This window comes from Bradyrhizobium sp. BR 1432, assembly GCF_051547705.1.
Taxonomy (GTDB): Bacteria; Pseudomonadota; Alphaproteobacteria; order Rhizobiales; family Xanthobacteraceae; genus Bradyrhizobium; species Bradyrhizobium zhanjiangense.
This window is the reverse complement of the sequence record NZ_JBPUGF010000003.1, coordinates 3,758,184-3,776,799: the sequence shown is the minus strand read 5'-3', so window position 1 is coordinate 3,776,799 and position 18,616 is coordinate 3,758,184. Positions and strand designations below refer to the sequence as shown.

General features: G+C 65.0%; 19 protein-coding genes and 1 pseudogene. 13 read left to right on the top strand and 7 right to left on the bottom strand.

Features of this window, described 5'->3' with window-relative positions; all coding sequences use genetic code 11:
• Positions 1 to 12 precede the first annotated feature (12 nt).
• The 4 genes from ACSKB8_RS18170 (at position 13) to ACSKB8_RS18155 (ending at position 3,366) form a co-directional block, all read left to right on the top strand.
• Positions 13 to 1,056 (top strand): CobW family GTP-binding protein, encoded by a 1,044-nt coding sequence (locus ACSKB8_RS18170; RefSeq protein ID WP_370986468.1) that lies wholly within the window; start codon positions 13 to 15, stop codon positions 1,054 to 1,056.
• Positions 1,056 to 2,075, top strand: coding sequence for a WD40 repeat domain-containing protein (locus ACSKB8_RS18165; protein WP_438110580.1), 1,020 nt, complete (start codon positions 1,056 to 1,058; stop codon positions 2,073 to 2,075). The genes ACSKB8_RS18170 and ACSKB8_RS18165 overlap by 1 nt, the downstream gene beginning before the upstream one ends.
• Positions 2,076 to 2,219: 144 nt before the next feature.
• Positions 2,220 to 2,936 carry an MgtC/SapB family protein gene (locus ACSKB8_RS18160; RefSeq protein WP_091892133.1) on the top strand — a complete coding sequence of 239 codons (717 nt, stop codon included), beginning with the start codon at positions 2,220 to 2,222 and terminating at the stop codon, positions 2,934 to 2,936.
• Between the two features lie 100 nt (positions 2,937 to 3,036).
• Positions 3,037 to 3,366, top strand: a complete 330-nt coding sequence (locus ACSKB8_RS18155) for a hypothetical protein (RefSeq protein WP_176945792.1) — start codon at positions 3,037 to 3,039, stop codon at positions 3,364 to 3,366.
• Positions 3,367 to 3,536: 170 nt separating this feature from the next.
• Here the strand turns inward: ACSKB8_RS18155 and ACSKB8_RS18150 are convergent, their stop codons facing one another.
• The 5 genes from ACSKB8_RS18150 to ACSKB8_RS18130 all read right to left on the bottom strand — a co-directional run bounded on the left by ACSKB8_RS18150 (position 3,537) and on the right by ACSKB8_RS18130 (position 8,370).
• Positions 3,537 to 4,979 carry a homospermidine synthase gene (locus ACSKB8_RS18150; protein WP_438105530.1) on the bottom strand — a complete coding sequence of 481 codons (1,443 nt, stop codon included), beginning with the start codon at positions 4,977 to 4,979 and terminating at the stop codon, positions 3,537 to 3,539.
• 48 nt (positions 4,980 to 5,027) lie between these two features.
• Positions 5,028 to 5,417 carry a RidA family protein gene (locus ACSKB8_RS18145; RefSeq protein ID WP_438105529.1) on the bottom strand — a complete coding sequence of 130 codons (390 nt, stop codon included), beginning with the start codon at positions 5,415 to 5,417 and terminating at the stop codon, positions 5,028 to 5,030.
• A 149-nt stretch (positions 5,418 to 5,566) separates the two neighbouring features.
• A complete protein-coding gene (locus tag ACSKB8_RS18140; protein WP_438105528.1) occupies positions 5,567 to 6,154 on the bottom strand; it encodes a GNAT family N-acetyltransferase in 588 nt (195 codons plus the stop codon).
• 131 nt (positions 6,155 to 6,285) lie between these two features.
• A complete protein-coding gene (locus tag ACSKB8_RS18135; RefSeq protein ID WP_370986464.1) occupies positions 6,286 to 7,428 on the bottom strand; it encodes a type III PLP-dependent enzyme in 1,143 nt (380 codons plus the stop codon).
• A gap of 687 nt (positions 7,429 to 8,115) precedes the next feature.
• Positions 8,116 to 8,370: a hypothetical protein gene (locus ACSKB8_RS18130; protein WP_091892120.1), complete on the bottom strand. Its 255-nt coding sequence runs from the start codon at positions 8,368 to 8,370 to the stop codon at positions 8,116 to 8,118.
• A gap of 137 nt (positions 8,371 to 8,507) precedes the next feature.
• Here ACSKB8_RS18130 and ACSKB8_RS18125 point away from each other — a divergent pair, with 137 nt between their 5' ends.
• From ACSKB8_RS18125 to ACSKB8_RS18110, 4 genes are read left to right on the top strand one after another with little or no spacing between them, the layout of a single operon-like run.
• Positions 8,508 to 10,589, top strand: a complete 2,082-nt coding sequence (locus ACSKB8_RS18125) for a M3 family metallopeptidase (RefSeq protein WP_438105527.1) — start codon at positions 8,508 to 8,510, stop codon at positions 10,587 to 10,589.
• Positions 10,589 to 11,236 (top strand): DUF1007 family protein, encoded by a 648-nt coding sequence (locus ACSKB8_RS18120; RefSeq protein ID WP_438105526.1) that lies wholly within the window; start codon positions 10,589 to 10,591, stop codon positions 11,234 to 11,236. The genes ACSKB8_RS18125 and ACSKB8_RS18120 overlap by 1 nt, the downstream gene beginning before the upstream one ends.
• Positions 11,237 to 11,259: 23 nt before the next feature.
• Complete coding sequence (locus ACSKB8_RS18115; RefSeq protein WP_438105525.1) at positions 11,260 to 11,892, top strand: DUF1007 family protein; 633 nt, start codon at positions 11,260 to 11,262, stop codon at positions 11,890 to 11,892.
• Positions 11,889 to 13,013: a nickel/cobalt transporter gene (locus ACSKB8_RS18110; RefSeq protein ID WP_438105524.1), complete on the top strand. Its 1,125-nt coding sequence runs from the start codon at positions 11,889 to 11,891 to the stop codon at positions 13,011 to 13,013. The genes ACSKB8_RS18115 and ACSKB8_RS18110 overlap by 4 nt, the downstream gene beginning before the upstream one ends.
• Positions 13,014 to 13,170: 157 nt before the next feature.
• Here ACSKB8_RS18110 and ACSKB8_RS18105 read toward each other — a convergent pair.
• Positions 13,171 to 13,570: pseudogene (locus ACSKB8_RS18105) on the bottom strand (MAPEG family protein).
• A 79-nt stretch (positions 13,571 to 13,649) separates the two neighbouring features.
• Between ACSKB8_RS18105 and hemH the strand changes: the two are divergent.
• The 4 genes from hemH (at position 13,650) to ACSKB8_RS18085 (ending at position 17,423) form a co-directional block, all read left to right on the top strand.
• Complete coding sequence (hemH, locus tag ACSKB8_RS18100) at positions 13,650 to 14,687, top strand: ferrochelatase (protein WP_438105523.1); 1,038 nt, start codon at positions 13,650 to 13,652, stop codon at positions 14,685 to 14,687.
• Positions 14,688 to 14,698: 11 nt separating this feature from the next.
• Positions 14,699 to 15,676: an ABC transporter substrate-binding protein gene (locus ACSKB8_RS18095; RefSeq protein ID WP_438105522.1), complete on the top strand. Its 978-nt coding sequence runs from the start codon at positions 14,699 to 14,701 to the stop codon at positions 15,674 to 15,676.
• A 225-nt stretch (positions 15,677 to 15,901) separates the two neighbouring features.
• Positions 15,902 to 16,906, top strand: a complete 1,005-nt coding sequence (locus tag ACSKB8_RS18090; RefSeq protein ID WP_438105521.1) for an SPFH domain-containing protein — start codon at positions 15,902 to 15,904, stop codon at positions 16,904 to 16,906.
• Between the two features lie 73 nt (positions 16,907 to 16,979).
• Positions 16,980 to 17,423: an NfeD family protein gene (locus tag ACSKB8_RS18085; protein ID WP_438105520.1), complete on the top strand. Its 444-nt coding sequence runs from the start codon at positions 16,980 to 16,982 to the stop codon at positions 17,421 to 17,423.
• Positions 17,424 to 17,600: 177 nt separating this feature from the next.
• Here the strand turns inward: ACSKB8_RS18085 and ACSKB8_RS18080 are convergent, their stop codons facing one another.
• Positions 17,601 to 17,927: a winged helix-turn-helix transcriptional regulator gene (locus ACSKB8_RS18080; protein ID WP_438105519.1), complete on the bottom strand. Its 327-nt coding sequence runs from the start codon at positions 17,925 to 17,927 to the stop codon at positions 17,601 to 17,603.
• Between the two features lie 71 nt (positions 17,928 to 17,998).
• On the opposite strand from ACSKB8_RS18080, the gene ACSKB8_RS18075 reads away from it, so the two are divergent.
• Positions 17,999 to 18,556, top strand: a complete 558-nt coding sequence (locus ACSKB8_RS18075; protein WP_438105518.1) for a carboxymuconolactone decarboxylase family protein — start codon at positions 17,999 to 18,001, stop codon at positions 18,554 to 18,556.
• Positions 18,557 to 18,616: the final 60 nt, after the last annotated feature.

The window sequence follows — 18,616 nt, the reverse complement described above, 5'->3', positions numbered from 1 at the left end:
TCCGGAGTTGTTATGTCTGAAGCGACTGCCCCAAAAATTCCCGTGACCGTACTGACCGGCTATCTCGGCGCCGGCAAGACCACGCTTTTGAACCGCATCCTGTCGGAAAACCACGGCAAGAAATACGCCGTCATCGTCAACGAATTCGGCGAGATCGGCATCGACAACGACCTCATCATCGGCGCCGATGAGGAAGTGTTCGAGATGAACAACGGCTGCATCTGCTGCACCGTGCGCGGCGACCTCGTGCGCATCATGGACGGCTTGATGAAGCGCAAGGGCAAGTTCGACGCCATCATCGTCGAGACCACCGGCCTTGCCGATCCGGCGCCGGTCGCCCAGACCTTCTTCGTCGACGAGGACGTGCAGAAGAACGCCCGCCTCGATGCGGTGGTCACGGTTGCCGATGCCAAATGGTTGTCCGACCGGCTCAAGGACGCGCCCGAGGCCAAGAACCAGATCGCCTTTGCCGACGTGATCGTGCTGAACAAGACCGATCTGGTCAACAAAGGCGAGCTCGCCGAGGTCGAGGCCCGCATCCGCGGCATCAACCCCTATGCGAAGCTGCATCGCACCGAGCGCTGCTCGGTGGCGCTGGCCGACGTGCTCGATCGCGGCGCGTTCGACCTCGACCGCATCCTCGACATCGAGCCCGATTTCCTGGAGGCCGATGATCATGACCACGACCATGATCACCATGGCCACGACCATCACCATCACCATGATCACGGCCATGGCCTGAAGCACTATCACGACGAGGACATGCAATCGCTAGCGCTGAAGACCGACAAGCCGCTCGATCCCAACGTGTTCATGCCCTGGCTCCAGAACCTGGTGCAGATCGAGGGCGGCAAGATCCTGCGCTCCAAGGGCATCCTCGCCTTTCACGACGATGACGACCGCTACGTCTTCCAGGGCGTCCACATGATGCTGGAGGGCAACCACCAGCGGAAGTGGAAGGAGGGCGAGTCGCGCGAGAGCCGCCTCATCTTCATCGGCCGCGAACTGCCGGAAGAAGCCATCCGTAAAGGCTTCGAGAGCTGCATCGTCTCGTGATGAAAGAGTTTACGCCGGCTCCCGACTCCGCCTCGATCGTTTCCGTCACCGACCGCGTCAAGCCGGTCGCGCTCGGCATGGCCGTGACGTCAGCGCATTTCCTCGCCGATCGGGCCGCCTTCGTCGGCGGCGAGGAGAATGTCGCGCTGGTCGATGCCAAGGGCGAGATCAGCAAGGTCGCCGTGCATAGCGGCGGCATCCTCTCGACCGCCTCCGACGGCAAGCGCCTCGTCATGGGCGGCGACGACGGCAAGGTCGTGTCGCTCGACGCCAAGGGCGAGGTGACACTGCTCGCCACTGATCCGAAGCGGCGCTGGATCGACGCGGTGGCGCTGCATCCAGATGGCGCCTTCGCCTGGTCGGCCGGCAAGACGGCGACCGTCAAGAGCGGCAAGAACGAGGAGAAGTCGATCGAGGTGCCCTCGACCGTCGGCGGGCTTGCGTTCGCGCCGAAAGGTCTGCGGCTCGCGATCGCGCATTACAACGGCGCGACGCTGTGGTTTCCCAACATGGCTGCTACGGCCGAATTCCTGCCCTGGGCCGGCTCGCATCTCGGCGTCACCTTCAGCCCGGACAACAAGTTCCTGGTCACTGCGATGCACGAGGCGGCGCTGCACGGCTGGCGGCTCGCCGACAACAGGCACATGCGCATGACCGGCTATCCCGGCCGCGTCCGCTCGATGTCCTGGAGCGCGGGCGGCAAGGCGCTGGCGACCTCGGGCGCCGACACCGTGATCCTGTGGCCGTTCGCCGGCAAGGACGGTCCGATGGGCAAGGAGCCCGCGATGCTCGCGCCGTTGCAAGCGCGCGTGGCGGTGGTGGCCTGCCACCCCAAGAACGACATCCTCGCCGCCGGCTACAGCGACGGCACCGTGCTGCTGGTGCGGCTGGAGGACGGCGCGGAGATCCTGGTCCGCCGCAACGGCACCCCACCGGTCGCTGGACTCGCCTGGAACGCCAAGGGCACGCTGCTGGCGTTTGCGGATGAAAATGGGGACGGCGGCCTGCTGGAGCTTTAATTCGTCATCGTTACGGCCGTAGGGTGGGCAAAGGCGCCCTTGCGCCGTGCCCACCATCTCTCCGCGAAACAAAGGTGGTGGGCACGTCGCGCGAAGAGCGCGCCTTTGCCCACCCTACCGCATCCTCAATGGCGGCGCGAATACATGCGGTTTCTGACGACATTCCAGATTGCCGACTTTGCGGACACGCTGATCAGCCTGTTTACGGCCTTTGTGCTGGGGACGCTGATCGGCGCCGAGCGACAGTACCGCCAGCGCACGGCGGGCCTGCGCACCAACGTGCTAGTCGCGGTCGGCGCCGCCGCCTTCGTCGATCTCGCCATGCATCTGGATGGCGCCGACGGCGCGGTGCGGGTGATCTCCTACGTCGTATCCGGCATCGGCTTCCTCGGCGCCGGTGTCATCATGAAGCAGGGCATGGACGTGCGCGGGCTCAATACGGCCGCGACGCTGTGGGCCTCGGCCGCGGTCGGCTCCTGTGCCGGCGCCGACATGGTCGCGCAAGCCGCGGTGCTGACCGTGTTCGTCATCGCCGGCAACACGCTGCTGCGCCCGCTGGTCAATGCCATCAACCGCATTCCGCTGAATGAGCGGGCACTGGAGGCGACCTACTACTTCAAGCTGGCGGTGGCGGCCGACGCTCTGCCTGACATGCGCGACCGCCTCGTCGAGAGGTTGGAAGCCGCGAAATATTCGGTCGCTGATATCGATGTGGCCGAGATCGGCGACGACATCCTGGAGATCGTCGCAAAGCTGGTTGCGACCGCGGTCGATCCGAACGAGCTGAACGCAGTGGCGACGGACCTCCAGCACCTTCCGGGCGTGCGCCACGCCACCTGGGAAGTTAGCACCACGGATTGAGCGGGCGTTTTAGCGCGCAGGCGTGCGGTTCCCGCCTTGCCCGGCTCGGAACCCGCGCGCGGCCATTTCGTTGATCCCACGGACAAATGCGGTGATCGACATGACAGGCAATGACAAGCGCAGACTGAAGCTCGACCTGATGATCGCCTGCTCGTTGTTCGCAGCGGGCGTTGTGGTGTCGGGCCTGTCGCTGGCGCAGATTCGCGCCGAGAGCCGGCTGCAGATGGCGCAGGCAACGCCACCGCTCCAGGGCACCCCGTCCGACGATCAGGGTAAGACGCCCGCGGAGTCCAAGCCCGGCGGTGATCGCCCGACCACGCCGGCCCCCGAGCCCGCACGGCCCGATCCTCAGACGCAGGGCGCGGCGACCAAGCCCACGCTGCCGCCCGCTCCAGCCGAGAAGGTCGCGCCGCCGATTGAGAAGAAGTAGTTTGCGGCCGCCCTCCTAGCCACGGCACTCGGTGTCATCACCCGCGAAAGCGGGTGATCCAGTATTCCAGAGACGGAGCGTGGATACGGAGAAGCCGCGACGTACTGGATGCCCCGGCAAAGCCATTGCCAAGCCGGGGCATGACAGTGGTGCTTTAGGGCGAGACGCCCTCACCGCACCAGAATATTCCGGAACTGCCAGGGATCGCTCGTATCGATATCTTCCGGGAACAGTCCCGGGCGATCCGTCAGCGGCGTCCAGTCGGTGTAGAAGCCCTTCACCGGGCCGAGATAAGGCAGCTGGATTTCCAGCAGACGGTCGAAATCCATCTCGTCGGCTTCGACGATGCCTTCGTTCGGGTTCTCCAGCGCCCACACCATGCCGCCGAGCACGGCGGAGGTCACTTGCAGGCCGGTGGCGTTCTGGTAGGGCGCGAGCCTGCGGGTCTCTTCGATGGAGAGCTGCGAGCCGTACCAGTAGGCATTGTTGTCGTGGCCAAACAGCAGCACGCCGAGCTCGTCGATGCCATCGACGATTTCGTTCTCATCGAGGATGTGGTGCTTTTCCTGCATCTTCGCCGCGCGGCCGAACATTTCATGCAGCGACAGCACGGCATCGTCGGCCGGATGATAGGCGTAGTGGCAGGTCGGCCGGTAGATCGCCGTGCCCGCTGCGTCACGCACCGTGAAGTAATCGGCAATCGAGATCAACTCGTTGTGGGTGACGAGGAAGCCATACTGCGCGCCGCGGGTCGGGCACCAGGTGCGCACGCGCGTGTTGGCGCCGGGCTGCATCAGATAGATGGCGGCGCCGCAGCCGGCTTCGTGGGTGCGCGCATTCTCAGGCATCCACTTTTCATGGGTGCCCCAACCGAGTTCTGAGGGCTGCACGCCTTCCGACAGGAAGCCTTCCACCGACCAGGTGTTGACGAAGACGTCAGGCTCCTTCGGCTTCCTGGAGCGCTGGGTGTCGCGTTCGGCGATGTGGATGCCCTTGACACCGGCCTGCCGCATCAGGTCCGCCCATTCGGCTTTGGTCTTCGGCTTGGGGGCATTGAGCTTCAGATCCGCGGCGACGTTGAGCAGCGCCTGCTTGACGAAAAAGGAGACCATGCCGGGATTGGCGCCACAGCAGGACACGGCCGTCGTCGAGCCCTTAGGCCGTGCCTTCTTGGCGGCCAGCGTCACTTCGCGAAGGGCGTAGTTGGAGCGCGCTTCCGGGCCCTTTGAAGCGTCGAAATAAAAGCCGAGCCAGGGCTCGTTGACGGTGTCGATATAGAGCGCGCCAAGCTCGTTGCAGAGCTCCATGAGGTCGGTGGAGCCGGTGTCGACCGAGAGATTGACGCAAAAGCCCTGGCCGCCGCCTTCGGTGAGCAGCGGGGTCAGCAACTCCCGATAATTGTCCTTGGTCACGCCCTTCTGGATGAAGCGGACATTGTGCTTCTCGCAATGCGCCTTGCGGCCCTCATCCTTGGGATCGATCACGGTGACGCGCGACTTGTCGTAATCGAGATGCCGCTCGATCAGCGGCAACGTGCCTTTGCCGATGGAGCCGAAGCCGACCATGACGATGGGACCGGTGATCTTCGCGTAGATCTGCGAGGCGGGACTCATGGGATGGTTTCTCCGGAACGTGCTGGCAGACAATGGGTGAGGGGTGGATCAGGCGCTACGCCGCTTGGCGGTGACTTCGATCTCGACCTTCATCTCGGGCTTGTAGAGCGCTGAGACGGCGATCAGCGTTGCAGCCGGGCGGATGTCTCCGAGGACTTCGCCGCAGACGGCGAAATGCGCGTCTGCATCTTTGATGTCGGTGAGGTAATAGGTCACGCGGACGATGTCGGCCATCTCGAAGCCGCCCTCCTTCAGGGCGGCTTCGATGGTCTTGAAGCAGTTGCGTGACTGGCTCGTGACATCGGCCGGCATCGTCATGGTCGTGTAGTCATAGCCCGTGGTTCCCGCGACGAAGGCGAACTCGCCGTCGATCACGGCGCGGCTGTAGCCGGCGGTCTTCTCGAACGGGGAGCCGGTGGAAATCAGGCGACGGGACATGCTCTCGGACCTCGACTGAAGGGAGATGTTTCGCGGGGTTAAAGGGCGTTTCTCAAGCCCGCGCAACCCCAAAGGAACAGGCATCAAGTCAGGCACGGCCGGGGATGGCCGCTGGATGCGGCTTCGGTCGTTGCCATCATGGCAATCCCTTAGGCCGCGTGCGCCTGGAGAGCGCGAACCGCCCTCCGTTTGGGCAGGGCCGCTCCGGTCGGAACGATCATCCCTTCGGCGCCGTCGAGCGCGCCTTCCGCGAACTCGATCGCCAGCAGCCGGTCGCGCTCGAACGGGCCGGGCAGCGACAGCGCGCCGGTCTTGTCGGCCGAGAAGCCGAAGCGCGCGTAGTAGGGGGCATCGCCGAGCAGGATCACCGCAGCATGCCCGCGCGCCCGGGCGGCGGCCAGCGCTTGATGCATCAGCGCGGCGCCGATCCCGAGCTCGCGGCAGGCAGGGTCGACCGCCAGCGGTCCGAGGACCAGAGCGGGCCTGCCTCCGGCGCTGACGTGCCACAGCCGCACGGTTCCCACGAGCTTGCCCTCGCGCACCGCCGACAGGGCAAGGCCTGCGGCAGGCGCGCGTCCGTCGCGCAGGCGCTGGCAGGTGCGGCCATGGCGGTTCTCGCCAAAGCAGGCATCGAGCAGCGCTTCGCGCATCGCGACGTCGCCAGCGCGCTCGCTGCGGATCGCAAACAGAGCGGCTTTCGAGGTGAGGGCGATCTGTGGCTTCCGAGGAGCAGTCATGGCGCGTCAGTCCCCGCTTGAACCGACGTGCGAGAGGCACGCCGGTCCAAGACGTCGTCAGAAATCGAAAATGTCAGGGAGGAGCCGGCAGGCCGGCTCCCGGGTTCGTCAAGCCTCGAAAGAGAGGCGGATCAGATATGGTAAGTCTTCAGCGGCGGGATGCCGTTGAACGCCACCGACGAGTAGGTCGACGTATAGGCCCCGGTGCCCTCGATCAGCACCTTGTCGCCGATCTCAAGCGTCACGGGGAGCGGATACGGGGTCTTCTCGTACAGCACGTCGGCGCTGTCGCAGGTCGGCCCCGCGAGCACGCACGGCGTCATGTCCGCGCTGTCGTGACGGGTGCGGATGGCGTACCGGATCGACTCGTCCATGGTCTCGGCGAGGCCGCCGAACTTGCCGATGTCCAGGTACACCCAGCGCACCTCGTCTTCGTCGCTCTTCTTCGAGATGAGCACGACCTCGGATTCGATGATGCCGGCGTTGCCCACCATGCCGCGGCCCGGCTCGATGATGGTCTCCGGGATCTGGTTGCCGAAGTGCTTGCGCAGCGCGCGGAAGATCGACCGGCCGTAGGTCACGACCGGTGGCACGTCCTTCAGGTACTTGGTCGGGAAGCCGCCGCCCATGTTGACCATGGACAGGTTGATGCCGCGCTCGGCGCAGTCGCGGAACACCTGCGAGGCCATCGCCAGCGCACGGTCCCATGCCTTCACCTTGCGCTGCTGCGAGCCGACATGGAAGGAGATGCCGTACGGCTCCAAGCGGAGGCGCTTGGCGAGGTCGAGCACCTCGACCGCCATCTCCGGATCGCAGCCGAACTTGCGCGACAGCGGCCATTCGGCGCCGGCGCAGTCATAGAGGATGCGGCAGAACACCTTCGCGCCGGGGGCGGCACGGGCGACCTTCTCGACCTCGGCGGCGCAGTCCACGGCGAACAGCCGGATGCCGAGCGCGAAGGCGCGCGCGATGTCGCGCTCCTTCTTGATCGTGTTGCCGAAGGAGATGCGGTCGGGCGTCGCACCCGCGGCCAGCGCCATCTCGATCTCGGCGACCGTCGCGGTATCGAAGCAGGAGCCCATGGAGGCGAGCAGGGCCAGCACTTCCGGCGCCGGGTTCGCCTTGACGGCGTAGAACACGCGGCTGTCGGGCAGCGCCTTGGCGAAGCTCTGGTAATTGTCGCGCACGACCTCGAGGTCGACGACGAGGCACGGCTCGGTGTCGAGGCCATCCTTGCGGCGATTGCGCAGGAATTCCTGGATACGTTCGGTCATAGCACTCTCCAAAGCGGCCCCAGCGACGGAGCTCGTTCAAAGTGGTTCTCGGACGAGGGTGCTACGCCGCTGCCGCACGATGGAGACGCGACAGGGCAAGACCCCTGGACCGAATTGTGCTGCCGTGGATTGGTTGGGAATTTTCCCGCCCGCACACCTGGCAATGAAGGACAAGCCTTTTCAGTAGCCCGCGCCGGCGTTGGACTGCCGGTAGAGACCAAAAAAGCCCGATCCGTCGTTGCTTTAAGTCGCGTCCCCCGTTGAGAGCGGGGTGCGCCGGTTCGCCTCCGGCTGCCAGTCACGGTTGCAAAAAGTGAAGTCACCTTCGACATGGCATCTCTTGAGAGAGATGCTGGACGCTCCGGGTCTGCTTCATCTTTGGACCTTCAGGTCTTGCGACCTTCGGTCCTTTGACTTCCGCACTTCCGAAGAGCCCCTCGGCTTCTTCACCCCTTGGCGGCTGTCCGGCCTCTTGTCCGGATACCTACCGACTGACACACGACCACAGGCACGTGCGAAATTGGGCAAATCCGCACATAAGCGTTTTGACTCTGCTTCGCAAGAATTTTTTTAGGCTGAGAACAGAATTGCCTAACACCTGCTTGCGCAGCGTTGCGCGAGCGACGCGGAAGATGAACGCGCGTTAAGTTTTCTGCGCAGCGCGCGTGTCTCGCGCGCGACGAAGCGTCAGCGGCGCTTCGTGAACGGCTCGACGCGCTGAGCTCCGCGGATGAACGCGGTCATCACCAGCACGCCGAGTGTGAACAGCACGGCCTGAAGGATGTGCGCGCCCTGGTCGCCGAGCCCGAACAGGATCGCGAGCGCCCAGCCGCCGGCAAACGCCGCGCCGAACACCTCCGCGCCAATCAGGATGGCGGCGCTGATGACGGTGATGACGCTCGGCCAGGCGATCTGGCGGGAAGAGGAGGCAGGCGCGTTCATGAGCTCAGGGATCCCGTGTCTTCGAGGGCCGCAATCTCCCCGAAAAGGCGGCCGGGAGCAAGGGCAAACGGCGCAAAAAAGCCCCATCGCGTGCTATAGCTGGCTGCAACAAATCGGCTCAAAAATCGGGACTTGTGATGTCAGAACTGCGCCAAACTACGGACGCCGAGACCAACCCGCTGCTGAAGGCCTGGGTGACGCCGTTCGCGACCCCGCCTTTCGACGAGATCAAGCCGGAGCACTTCCTCCCGGCCTACGAGCAGGCCTTCGCCGATCACTCCGCCGAGATCGCGGCGATCACCAACGATCCGGCCGCGCCCGACTTCGCCAACACCATCACGGCGCTGGAGCGCTCGGGCAAGCTCTTGAGCAAGGTCGCGGCGGTCTTCTACGACCTCGTCTCGGCGCATTCCAACCCGGCCATCCTGGAGATCGACAAGGAGGTCTCCTTACGGATGGCGCGGCACTGGAATCCGATCATGATGAACGCCGTGCTGTTTGGCCGCATCGCCCAGCTGCACGAGAACCGCGCCAATCTCGGTCTCACGCCCGAGCAGCTGCGCCTGTTGGAGCGCACCTACACCCGCTTCCACCGCTCCGGCGCCGGCCTCTCCGACGAGGCCAAGACGCGGATGGCGGAGATCAACGAGAGGCTCGCCCAGCTCGGCACCAGCTTCAGCCATCACCTGCTTGGCGACGAGCAGGACTGGCTCCTGGAGCTCGGGGAGGCCGACCGCCAGGGCCTGCCGGAGAGCTTCGTCGCCGGCGCCAAGGCTGCGGCAGAAGAGCGCGGCATGGAAGGCAAGGCCATCGTCACGCTGTCACGCTCCTCGGTCGAACAGTTCCTGAAGAGCTCGGCGCGGCGCGACCTGCGCGAGAAGGTCTACAAGGCCTTCACCGCGCGGGGCGACAACGGCAACGCCAATGACAACAACGCAACCATCGTCGAGATCCTGAAGCTGCGCGAAGAGAGCGCCAAGCTCCTGGGCTACCCGACCTTCGCCGCCTACAGGCTCGAAGATTCCATGGCCAAGACGCCGGAAGCGGTGCGGGGCCTTCTGGAACGGGTCTGGAAGCCGGCGAGGGCGCGCGCGCTCGCCGACCGCGACGACATGCAGGCGCTGATCGCGGAAGAGGGCGGCAATTTCAAGCTCGCCCCCTGGGACTGGCGCTTCTACGCCGAGAAGCTGCGCCTTCAGCGCGCCAATTTCGACGACGCCGCGATCAAGCCCTATCTGTCGCTCGACCATATGATCGCCGCCGCCTTCGACTGCGCCACGCGCCTGTTCGGCATCACCTTCGAGGAACGCAGGGACGTTCCGGTCTGGCACCCGGACGTCCGGGTCTGGGAGGTGAAGGGCAGGGAGGGCAAGCACAAGGCGCTGTTCTATGGAGACTACTTCGCCCGGCCCTCGAAGCGCTCCGGCGCCTGGATGACCTCGCTGCGCGACCAGCAGAAGCTCGACGGCGACGTCGCGCCGCTGGTTCTCAACATCTGCAATTTTGCCAAGGGAGCCGGCGGCGAGCCTTCACTGCTGTCGCCCGACGACGCCCGCACCCTGTTCCACGAGTTCGGCCACGGCCTGCACGGCATGCTCTCCAACGTCACCTACCCCTCGCTGTCGGGCACCTCAGTGTTCACCGACTTCGTCGAGCTGCCGTCCCAGCTCTACGAGCACTGGCAGGAGCGGCCCGAGGTGCTGCAGAAGTTCGCTCGCCACCACCAGACCGGCGAGCCCCTGCCGGAGGACCTCCTGCAACGCTTCCTCGCCGCGCGAAAATTCAACCAGGGTTTTGCCACGGTCGAGTTCGTCTCCTCGGCGCTGGTCGATCTCGAATTCCACACCCAGCCGGCTTCCGCCGCGCACGACGTGCGCGCCTTCGAGAGACAAGAGCTGGAGAAGATCGGCATGCCCGAGGAAATCTCGCTACGTCACCGTCCCACGCAATTCGGCCACATCTTCACCGGCGATCATTATGCCGCCGGCTACTACAGCTACATGTGGTCGGAGGTGATGGACGCCGATGCCTTCGGCGCGTTCGAGGAGGCCGGCGACATCTTCGATCCCGCGGTGGCCAAGCGCCTGCACGACGACATCTACGCCTCGGGCGGATCGGTCGATCCGGAAGCCGCCTATGAGGCCTTCCGCGGCCGCCCGCCCGAGCCGGACGCGCTGCTGCGCCGCCGCGGCCTGCTCGACGACGCCAAGGCGGCCTGATGAGCATGCGCGGGCTGTTGGGATGGCTACTCGTTGCCACCCTGTCGCTCGCCGCGGGGCCGGCGAGTGCGCATCCGCATGTCTGGGTCGCCGTGACGAGCGAGATCCTTTACGCCGCCGACGGCAGCGTCACTGGCGTCCGCCACGCCTGGACTTTTGACGACGCATTCTCGGCCAATGCTGTGCAGGGGCTTCGGGGGAAGTCTAAGGCCGCCTATACTCGCGAAGAGCTGGCGCCGTTGGCGCAGACCCAACTCGAGTCACTGAAGGATAACGCCTACTTCACCTTCTTGAGGGTAAACGAGAGGCTCCCGTTTGCAGAGCCGGTCGATTACTTCTTCGATTACAAGGACGATCACCTCACTCTGCATTTCACGCTGCCGCTGAAAACGCCTGTGAAGGCGAAGACGGTTCGTCTGACTATTTTTGATCGTTCCTTTTTCATCGATTTTCGATTGGAAAAAGAGCATCCGCTCAAACTCGTCGGTGCGCCCGCCGGTTGTGAGGTATGGCTGCGGCGGTCAGCGGGCGACGACCGGGACCGCAAGCTGGTGCAGGATGCGAGCGAGGATACCTTCAAGGAGGGCGGTGCGAACGTCGCTGTCGGCCTGTTGTTCATCGTCCCGATCGAGGTGGAGTGCCCATGATCCTGCCGGTTTGGATACCTCCGATGCGCCGCTTGTTCGGATGGCTGCTCGCCGCCGCGATGACGCTCGTGGCGGGCGCGGCGAGCGCGCATCCGCATGTCTGGATCACCGCGGCCAGCGAACTGCTCTACGCACCGGATGGCAGCGTCACCGGAGTCCGTCACGCCTGGACCTTTGACGACATGTTCTCGGCCTATGCGGTGCAGGGGCTCGAGAGCAAGACCAAGGGCGCCTATACGCGCGAGGAGCTCGGGCCGCTGGCGCAGACCAATGTCGAGTCGCTCAAGGAATACGCCTACTTCACCTTTGCGCGAGCCGACGGCAAGAAGGAGCGTTTCCAGGAGCCGGTCGACTACTTCCTTGATTACAAGGATACGGTGCTGACCCTCCACTTCACGCTGCCGCTGAAGGCCCCGGTCAAGCCCAAGCAGCTGGTGCTCGAAGTGTTCGACCGCTCCTTCTTCATCGACTTCCAGATGGCCAAGGACAATCCGGTGAAGCTGGTCGGCGCGCCCGCGGGCTGCCAGATGAAGCTGGAGCGGCCGAGCGATGGCACCGCGAGCGCGCAGAAGCTCAACGAGCAGACCTTCCTGAATGGCGAGAATTCGAATTTCGGCATGATGTTCGCCAACAAGATCACGGTGGATTGCCCTTGAAGCTGCAACTTTCCCTGTTCGCGCGCGGGCTTCTCACCTGCGCCGCCGCACTGCTGGTCGTGTCCGTGGCCGACGCCGCGCTCCACGATCTTCTCGCCCAAAACCCGTTCGGCGCACCGCGCACCTCGCAGGCGGCGGAGCCTGAGGCCAGCGGCCTGATCGGCTGGCTGCTGGCAAAGCAGTCGGAATTCTATCGCCAGATGTCGTCGACCATCCGCGCCGCGAAGTCCGACGGCTCGGCGGTGTGGACGCTGCTCTTCATCTCGTTTGCCTATGGCATCTTCCACGCCGCCGGCCCCGGCCATGGCAAGGCGGTGATCGCCTCCTACCTCGTCGCCAACCGCGAGACCGCGCGGCGAGGCATCGCGCTGTCGTTTGCCTCGGCGCTGATGCAGTCGCTGGTGGCGATCCTGATCGTCGGCATCTCGGCCTGGCTGCTGAATGCGACCGCGAAGACCATGTGCAAGGCAGAAGGGGTGATCGAGATCGCGAGCTATGGCCTGATTGGACTGTTCGGCCTGAGGCTGGTCTGGGTCAAGGGCGGTGCGTTCATCCGCGCGCTCCAGGCCGCGCACCCGGTGCCGGCGATCGCGGGCGTACCGCATGACCACCATGGCCACGGCCATCACCATCATCATGATGCCCACGACCATCATGGCCACGATCATCATCACCACGATCGCACTCACGCCCACGCCCATCACCACCACGGGCACGACCACGTCCATGACGAGCATTGCGGCCACTCCCACGGTCCGACCCCGAGCGAGCTCGCCGGCCCCGGCGGCTGGCGGCGCGGTTTTGCCGCGATCCTCACCGTCGGTATCCGCCCGTGCTCGGGAGCGATCCTGGTCTTGGTGTTCGCGCTGACGCAGGGCCTGTTCTGGGCCGGCATCGCCGCGACCTTCCTGATGGGATTGGGCACCGCGATCACTGTTGCGGCCATTGCGATCATCGCGGTCTCCGCCAAGGGCATCGCCGCCCGCCTCAGCGCCGGGCGCGACGGCGGCGGCGCGCTATTCATGCGCGGCATCGAATTCGGCGCCGCGGGCCTGGTATTGCTGTTCGGCGTCGGCCTGTTGTTCGGCTACATCGCCGCCGAACGGACGACGTGTTTTTGAGCTTTTTCTCCCTCTCCCCTTGCGGGGGAGGGTGGCTCGCCGCGTAGCGGCGAGACGGGTGAGGGGTCTGTCTCCTCACGAACAGTCTTACGAATGGATAGAACCCCTCATCCGGCGCTTCGCGCCACCTTCTCCCGCAAGGGGAGAAGGAAGAAAGTCACACCGGCAGAAACCGCTTCAAGACCGGCATGAAGAAGATCCCGAGATTGATCGCAAAGCCGATGCTCCAGAGGATCGAGCGCAGCGTCGGGCGGTTGCCGAGATAGGTCAGCACATAGGCGACCCGCACGATCAGGAACAGCGCCGCAAGCTCGTCGATCAGCCGCTGCGGGCGAGTCCCTGTATTCGGCGAGCAGCACCGCGAAGGCGAAGAACGGGAACGTCTCGATGCCGTTCTGGTGCGCGCCGAGCGCACGCTGCGCGATGGCATCCTCATAGAAGGCGGGGTCGCGCGGCCGGGAATTGTCGAACGTGCGAAACCTGATCCATTTGATCGAGGCGATCGTCGAGAGATAAAGCAGCAGCGCTCCCAGGACGCACCATTCCGCGAGTGTCATCTTCCCTCCCGTGGGTAGCGACCCTAGCGAAACCGGCCTCATCTTGACAAGTTCAGACCAACGCGCGAGGCACAGAGCCATGACCAGCGTCGTCCCCGTCGAAAGCGCGAAACCGGCCGCCCAATCCGCCCTGCCGCGCGTCGGCGTACTCCTGATCAATCTCGGCACGCCCGACACGGCCGATGCGCCCGGCGTGCGGGTCTATCTGAAGGAGTTCCTCTCGGATGCCCGCGTCATCGAGGACCAGGGCCTGGTCTGGAAGCTGGTGCTGAACGGGATCATCCTGCGCAGCCGTCCCCGCACCAAGGCGCTGGACTACCGCAAGATCTGGAACAATGAGCGCAACGAGTCGCCGCTGAAGACCATCACGCGCTCGCAAGCCGACAAGCTCGCGGTCGCGCTGTCGGATCGCGGTCATGTGGTCGTGGACTGGGCGATGCGCTACGGCAATCCCTCGATCAAAGCGGGCATCGATGCGCTGATCGCGAAGGGCTGCGAGCGCATCCTCGCCGTGCCGCTCTATCCGCAATATTCCGCCTCGACCTCGGCGACGGTCTGCGACGAGGTGTTCCGCGTGCTCGCCCGCCTACGTAACCAGCCGACGCTGCGGGTGACGCCGCCTTATTACGAGGACGCGGCCTATATCGAGGCGCTCGCGACCTCGATCGAGACGCATCTGGCGAGCCTGCCGTTCAAGCCGGAGCTGATCGTCGCCTCCTTCCACGGCATGCCGAAATCCTATGTCGACAAGGGCGATCCCTATCAGCAGCACTGCATCGCCACGACGGAGGCGCTGCGCCGCCGGCTCGGCATGGACGAGACAAAGCTGCTGCTGACCTTCCAGTCGCGTTTCGGCAATGACGAGTGGCTCCAGCCGTATACGGATAAGACCATGGAGCGTCTGGCGAAAGACGGCGTGCGCCGCATCGCGGTGGTGACGCCGGGCTTTTCCGCCGACTGCCTGGAGACGCTGGAGGAGATCGCGCAGGAGAACGCCGAGATTTTCAAGCACAATGGCGGCGAGCAGTTTTCCGCGATCCCCTGCCTCAACGATAGCGAGCCTGGCCTGGACGTGATCCGCGCTCTCGTGCTGCGCGAGCTTCAGGGCTGGATTTGATGATGTGCCCCATGAATCGCCGCGAATGTCTGGCGCTTCTTGGGATGATTGCGGCGCTGCCGGCCTCAGTGCGGGCGCAGCAGCCAGATGCGATGCGCCGGCTCGGCGTGCTCTCGGTCACGGCCGCTGAGGATGCGATCGGGCAGGCCCGCAGCACCATCCTGGTCGAGGCGCTCGCCGGTCATGGCTGGAAGGAGCGCGATAATCTGCGGATCGACTGGCGCAGCGGCGGCGGTGACCGGGCGCGGATCGCGCGCCTCGCGGACGAGCTGGTCGCGCTCAAGCCCGACATCCTGCTCGCGGTCGGCACGCCCTCGGTGGAGGAGCTGCGCCAGCGCACCGCGACGATCCCGATCGTGTTCGCCGTCGTCACCGATCCTGTCAGCCAGGGTTTTGTCAAAAACCTCGCCCATCCCGGCGGCAACGTCACCGGCTTCACCGACTACGACGGCCCGCTTGCCGGCAAATGGCTGGAGATGCTGACGCAGGTCACGCCGCCCGTCCGCCGCGTCTTCGTCGTCTACAACCCCGCCACCGCGCCGTTCGCGCCCCTGATGCTGCGCACCATCGAAGAGGCGGCGCGGACGCTCCATGTGACCATCGAGCCCGCGCCGGTGAACGACGCCGGCTCGATCGCCGCCCTGGCCTCGCGGAAGGACGGCGGCCTCTTGGTCCTGCCGGACTTCTTCGCCATGGCCAACCGCGCAGATTTGCTTGCGGCGATCGCGGAGGCGCGCGTGCCCGCGGTGTTCTGGAGCCGCACCTTCGTCGAGGAGGGCGGGCTGATGTCCTACAGCACCGACAGCGCCGAGCAGCTGCGCCGCGCGGCTTCCTACATCGATCGTATCCTCAAGGGCGCGCCGGCGGCCGATCTGCCGGTCCAGAATCCCACCAAGTTCGAGCTGACGATCAATCTGAAGACGGCCAAAGCGCTTGGCGTCACGCTTCCCGCAGGCCTGCTCGCAATCGCGGACGACGTCATCGAATGAAGCCGGCGGCGGACGGCATGGCCGGATTCGTTAATATTTGTCGGTAGGTCTGCGCCGCTCGCTTTCAAGAGCCTTCCGCAAATACATATCGTGAGCATTCCCTCTCCGCGTGTCTTGTGCAGAATCGCGCTGATGCCGACGTTACCCGCGACCGCTGAACCGGTGGGGTCGCGATCCCGACCAATGACAGCGCGGGAAAGGGCTTTTTCCTGCCTTGGAGGACATATGAGCGGTTTCGACATTTTCGCGATTGTTCTGGTTTTGCTCGTCATCGTCACGCTGGTGGCCGGCGTGAAGACGGTGCCGCAGGGCTATGACTGGACCATCGAACGGTTCGGCAAATACACCCAGACCTTGAGCCCCGGGCTCAATCTGATCGTGCCCTATTTCGACCGCGTCGGGCGCAAGATCAACATGATGGAGCAGGTGATCGACATTCCCGAGCAGGAGGTGATCACCAAGGACAACGCCACGGTGACGGTGGACGGTGTCGCCTTCTACCAGGTGTTCGATGCCGCCAAGGCGAGCTACGAAGTCGCCAACCTCAACCAGGCGATCACGGTCCTGACCATGACCAACATCCGCTCAGTGATGGGCTCGATGGACCTCGACCAGGTGTTGTCGCATCGCGACGAGATCAACGAGCGCCTGCTCCGCGTCGTCGACGCCGCGGTCTCGCCCTGGGGCGTCAAGGTCAACCGTATCGAGATCAAGGACATCGTGCCGCCGGCCGACCTCGTCGAAGCCATGGGCCGGCAGATGAAGGCCGAGCGCGTCAAGCGCGCCGACATCCTCGCCGCCGAAGGCCAGCGCCAGTCGGAAATCCTGCGCGCCGAGGGTGCCAAGCAGGGCCAGATCCTGCAAGCCGAGGGCCGCCGCGAGGCCGCCTTCCGCGATGCCGAAGCGCGCGAGCGTCTGGCCGAAGCCGAGGCCAAGGCGACGCAGGCCGTCTCGGAAGCCATCTCCAAGGGCGACGTCGCCGCGTTGAACTATTTCATCGCCGACAAATATATCAAGGCGTTCGGCCAGTTCGCGGACGCGCCGAACCAGAAGATCATCATGCTGCCGATGGAAGCCACCAGCATGCTCGGCTCGCTCGCCGGCATCGGCGAGATCGCCAAGGCAACGTTCGGCGAGAGTGCAGCGTCCGCGGCCGCCGCCGCTCGCCGTCCCGGCTCAGTGCCGCCGACCGGCGGCACGCCGCCGGCGGTGCCGCCGCGGCAGGGGTAAAGCGCATGCCCCGGAAAAGTGGACACCGGTTTTCCGACAAGGGCATGTGCCGATACTATAGAGAGATCGTGTCATGACCGACATGTTCGCATCGCTCGGCAGCTGGAATTGGCTGATCTTCGGCTTTATCCTGATGGCGCTGGAGGTACTGGCGCCCGGCGTGTTTCTGTTCTGGCTTGGCCTCGCCGCGCTGCTGGTCGGGCTGATCTCGTTCACTGTTGCCCTGTCCTGGCAGATCCAGCTCGTGATGTTCGCGGTCTTCGCTGCCGCCGCCGTGCCGGTGTGGCGCCGCCTCGCTCGGCCGAAGCCGAACGCAAGCACGAGCCCGTTCCTGAACAAGCGCACCGAGGCGCTGTTAGGGCGCGAGTTCACGCTGGAGAAGCCGATCATCGACGGCTCAGGCACCGTGCGTATCGGTGACACGGTCTGGCGTGTTGCCGGGCCGGATACACCGGCGGGGACAAGGGTGAAGGTGGTGCAGGTGGACGGCGCGAATTTGACGGTGGCAGCGGCATAGCGTTCTTACCCTACCCTGGAGGGGGAGGGTCGATCGCGCGTAGCGCGAGCGGGGTGGGGTGATCTCTCTACTCGGGCACCGCTTCTGTGGAGAGACCGTCACCCCACCCCGTCTCACATTTCGCTGCGCTTCATGTGAGCCGACCCTCCCCCTCCAGGGGAGGGTAAGCGAGAAGCTCTACCTCCTCCACCTCTCCGCAAACTTGTGCAGCGGCATGAACGTCTCGCACAATTCTCGCCCCAGCGGCGTCAGCGCATAGCCTCCGGCCTCGCCCAGCTCCACGAATCCCGCCTCGCGCAGCTCGCTCAGCCGCGCTTGCAGCACCGTCGGCGAGGCTTCGTCGCAGGCCGTGCGCAAGCCGCGCGAGGTGAGGGGGCCGCCGCGCAATTCCCACAGAATCCGCAGGCTCCAGCGCCGCCCCAGGAGGTCGAGCAGCGCCATGATCGGCCGCCCGGTGCGCGAGCCGCGCACGCTGCGCGATCTGGTAGTGGCCTGCTTCGACATCGTCGCCTCTTGCGTCATGCTACAGATAATGTAGCATGTTGCTACGATGATTGTAGCAAAGGAGACGGCCCATGTCCCAGCCGATGCCGCGTCTGGCGCCGCTTGATCCGCCTTATCCCCCGGAGATCCAGGCGCAGTTCGACCGCATCATGCGCGGCGCCCCGCCGCTGCTGCTGTTCCGGGTGATGGCAGGCCACGGCCGCGCCTGGGACAAGTTTCGCGCCGGCGGCCTGCTCGATCCCGGCCCGCTCTCGCTGCGCCAACGCGAGATCGTCATCGACCGTACCTGCGCGCTGAACCAATGCGAGTACGAATGGGGCGTGCATGTTGCGATCTTTGCGGGGCCGGCAAAGCTCACCGAGGATGAATTACGCGCGACCGTGCTGGGCGATGCGACGTCGCCGTGCTGGTCGGTGGCCGAGCAGGCGCTGATCGCGGCCGTCGACGCGCTGCATCACCGTGCGACGTTGGATGACGCCGAGTTTGCCGCGCTGTCGGCGCATTACGACGAGGCGCAGATCCTGGAGATCATGCTGTTGTGCGGCTTCTATCGCACGGTGTCGTATCTGGCGAACGGCTTGAGGCTGCCGCTGGAGGAGAGCGCGGCGCGGTTTCCGGCACCGCTCTAACCGCCGTCATTGCGAGGAGCTCTTGCGACGAAGCAATCCAAAATCTTTCCGCGGAGAGAT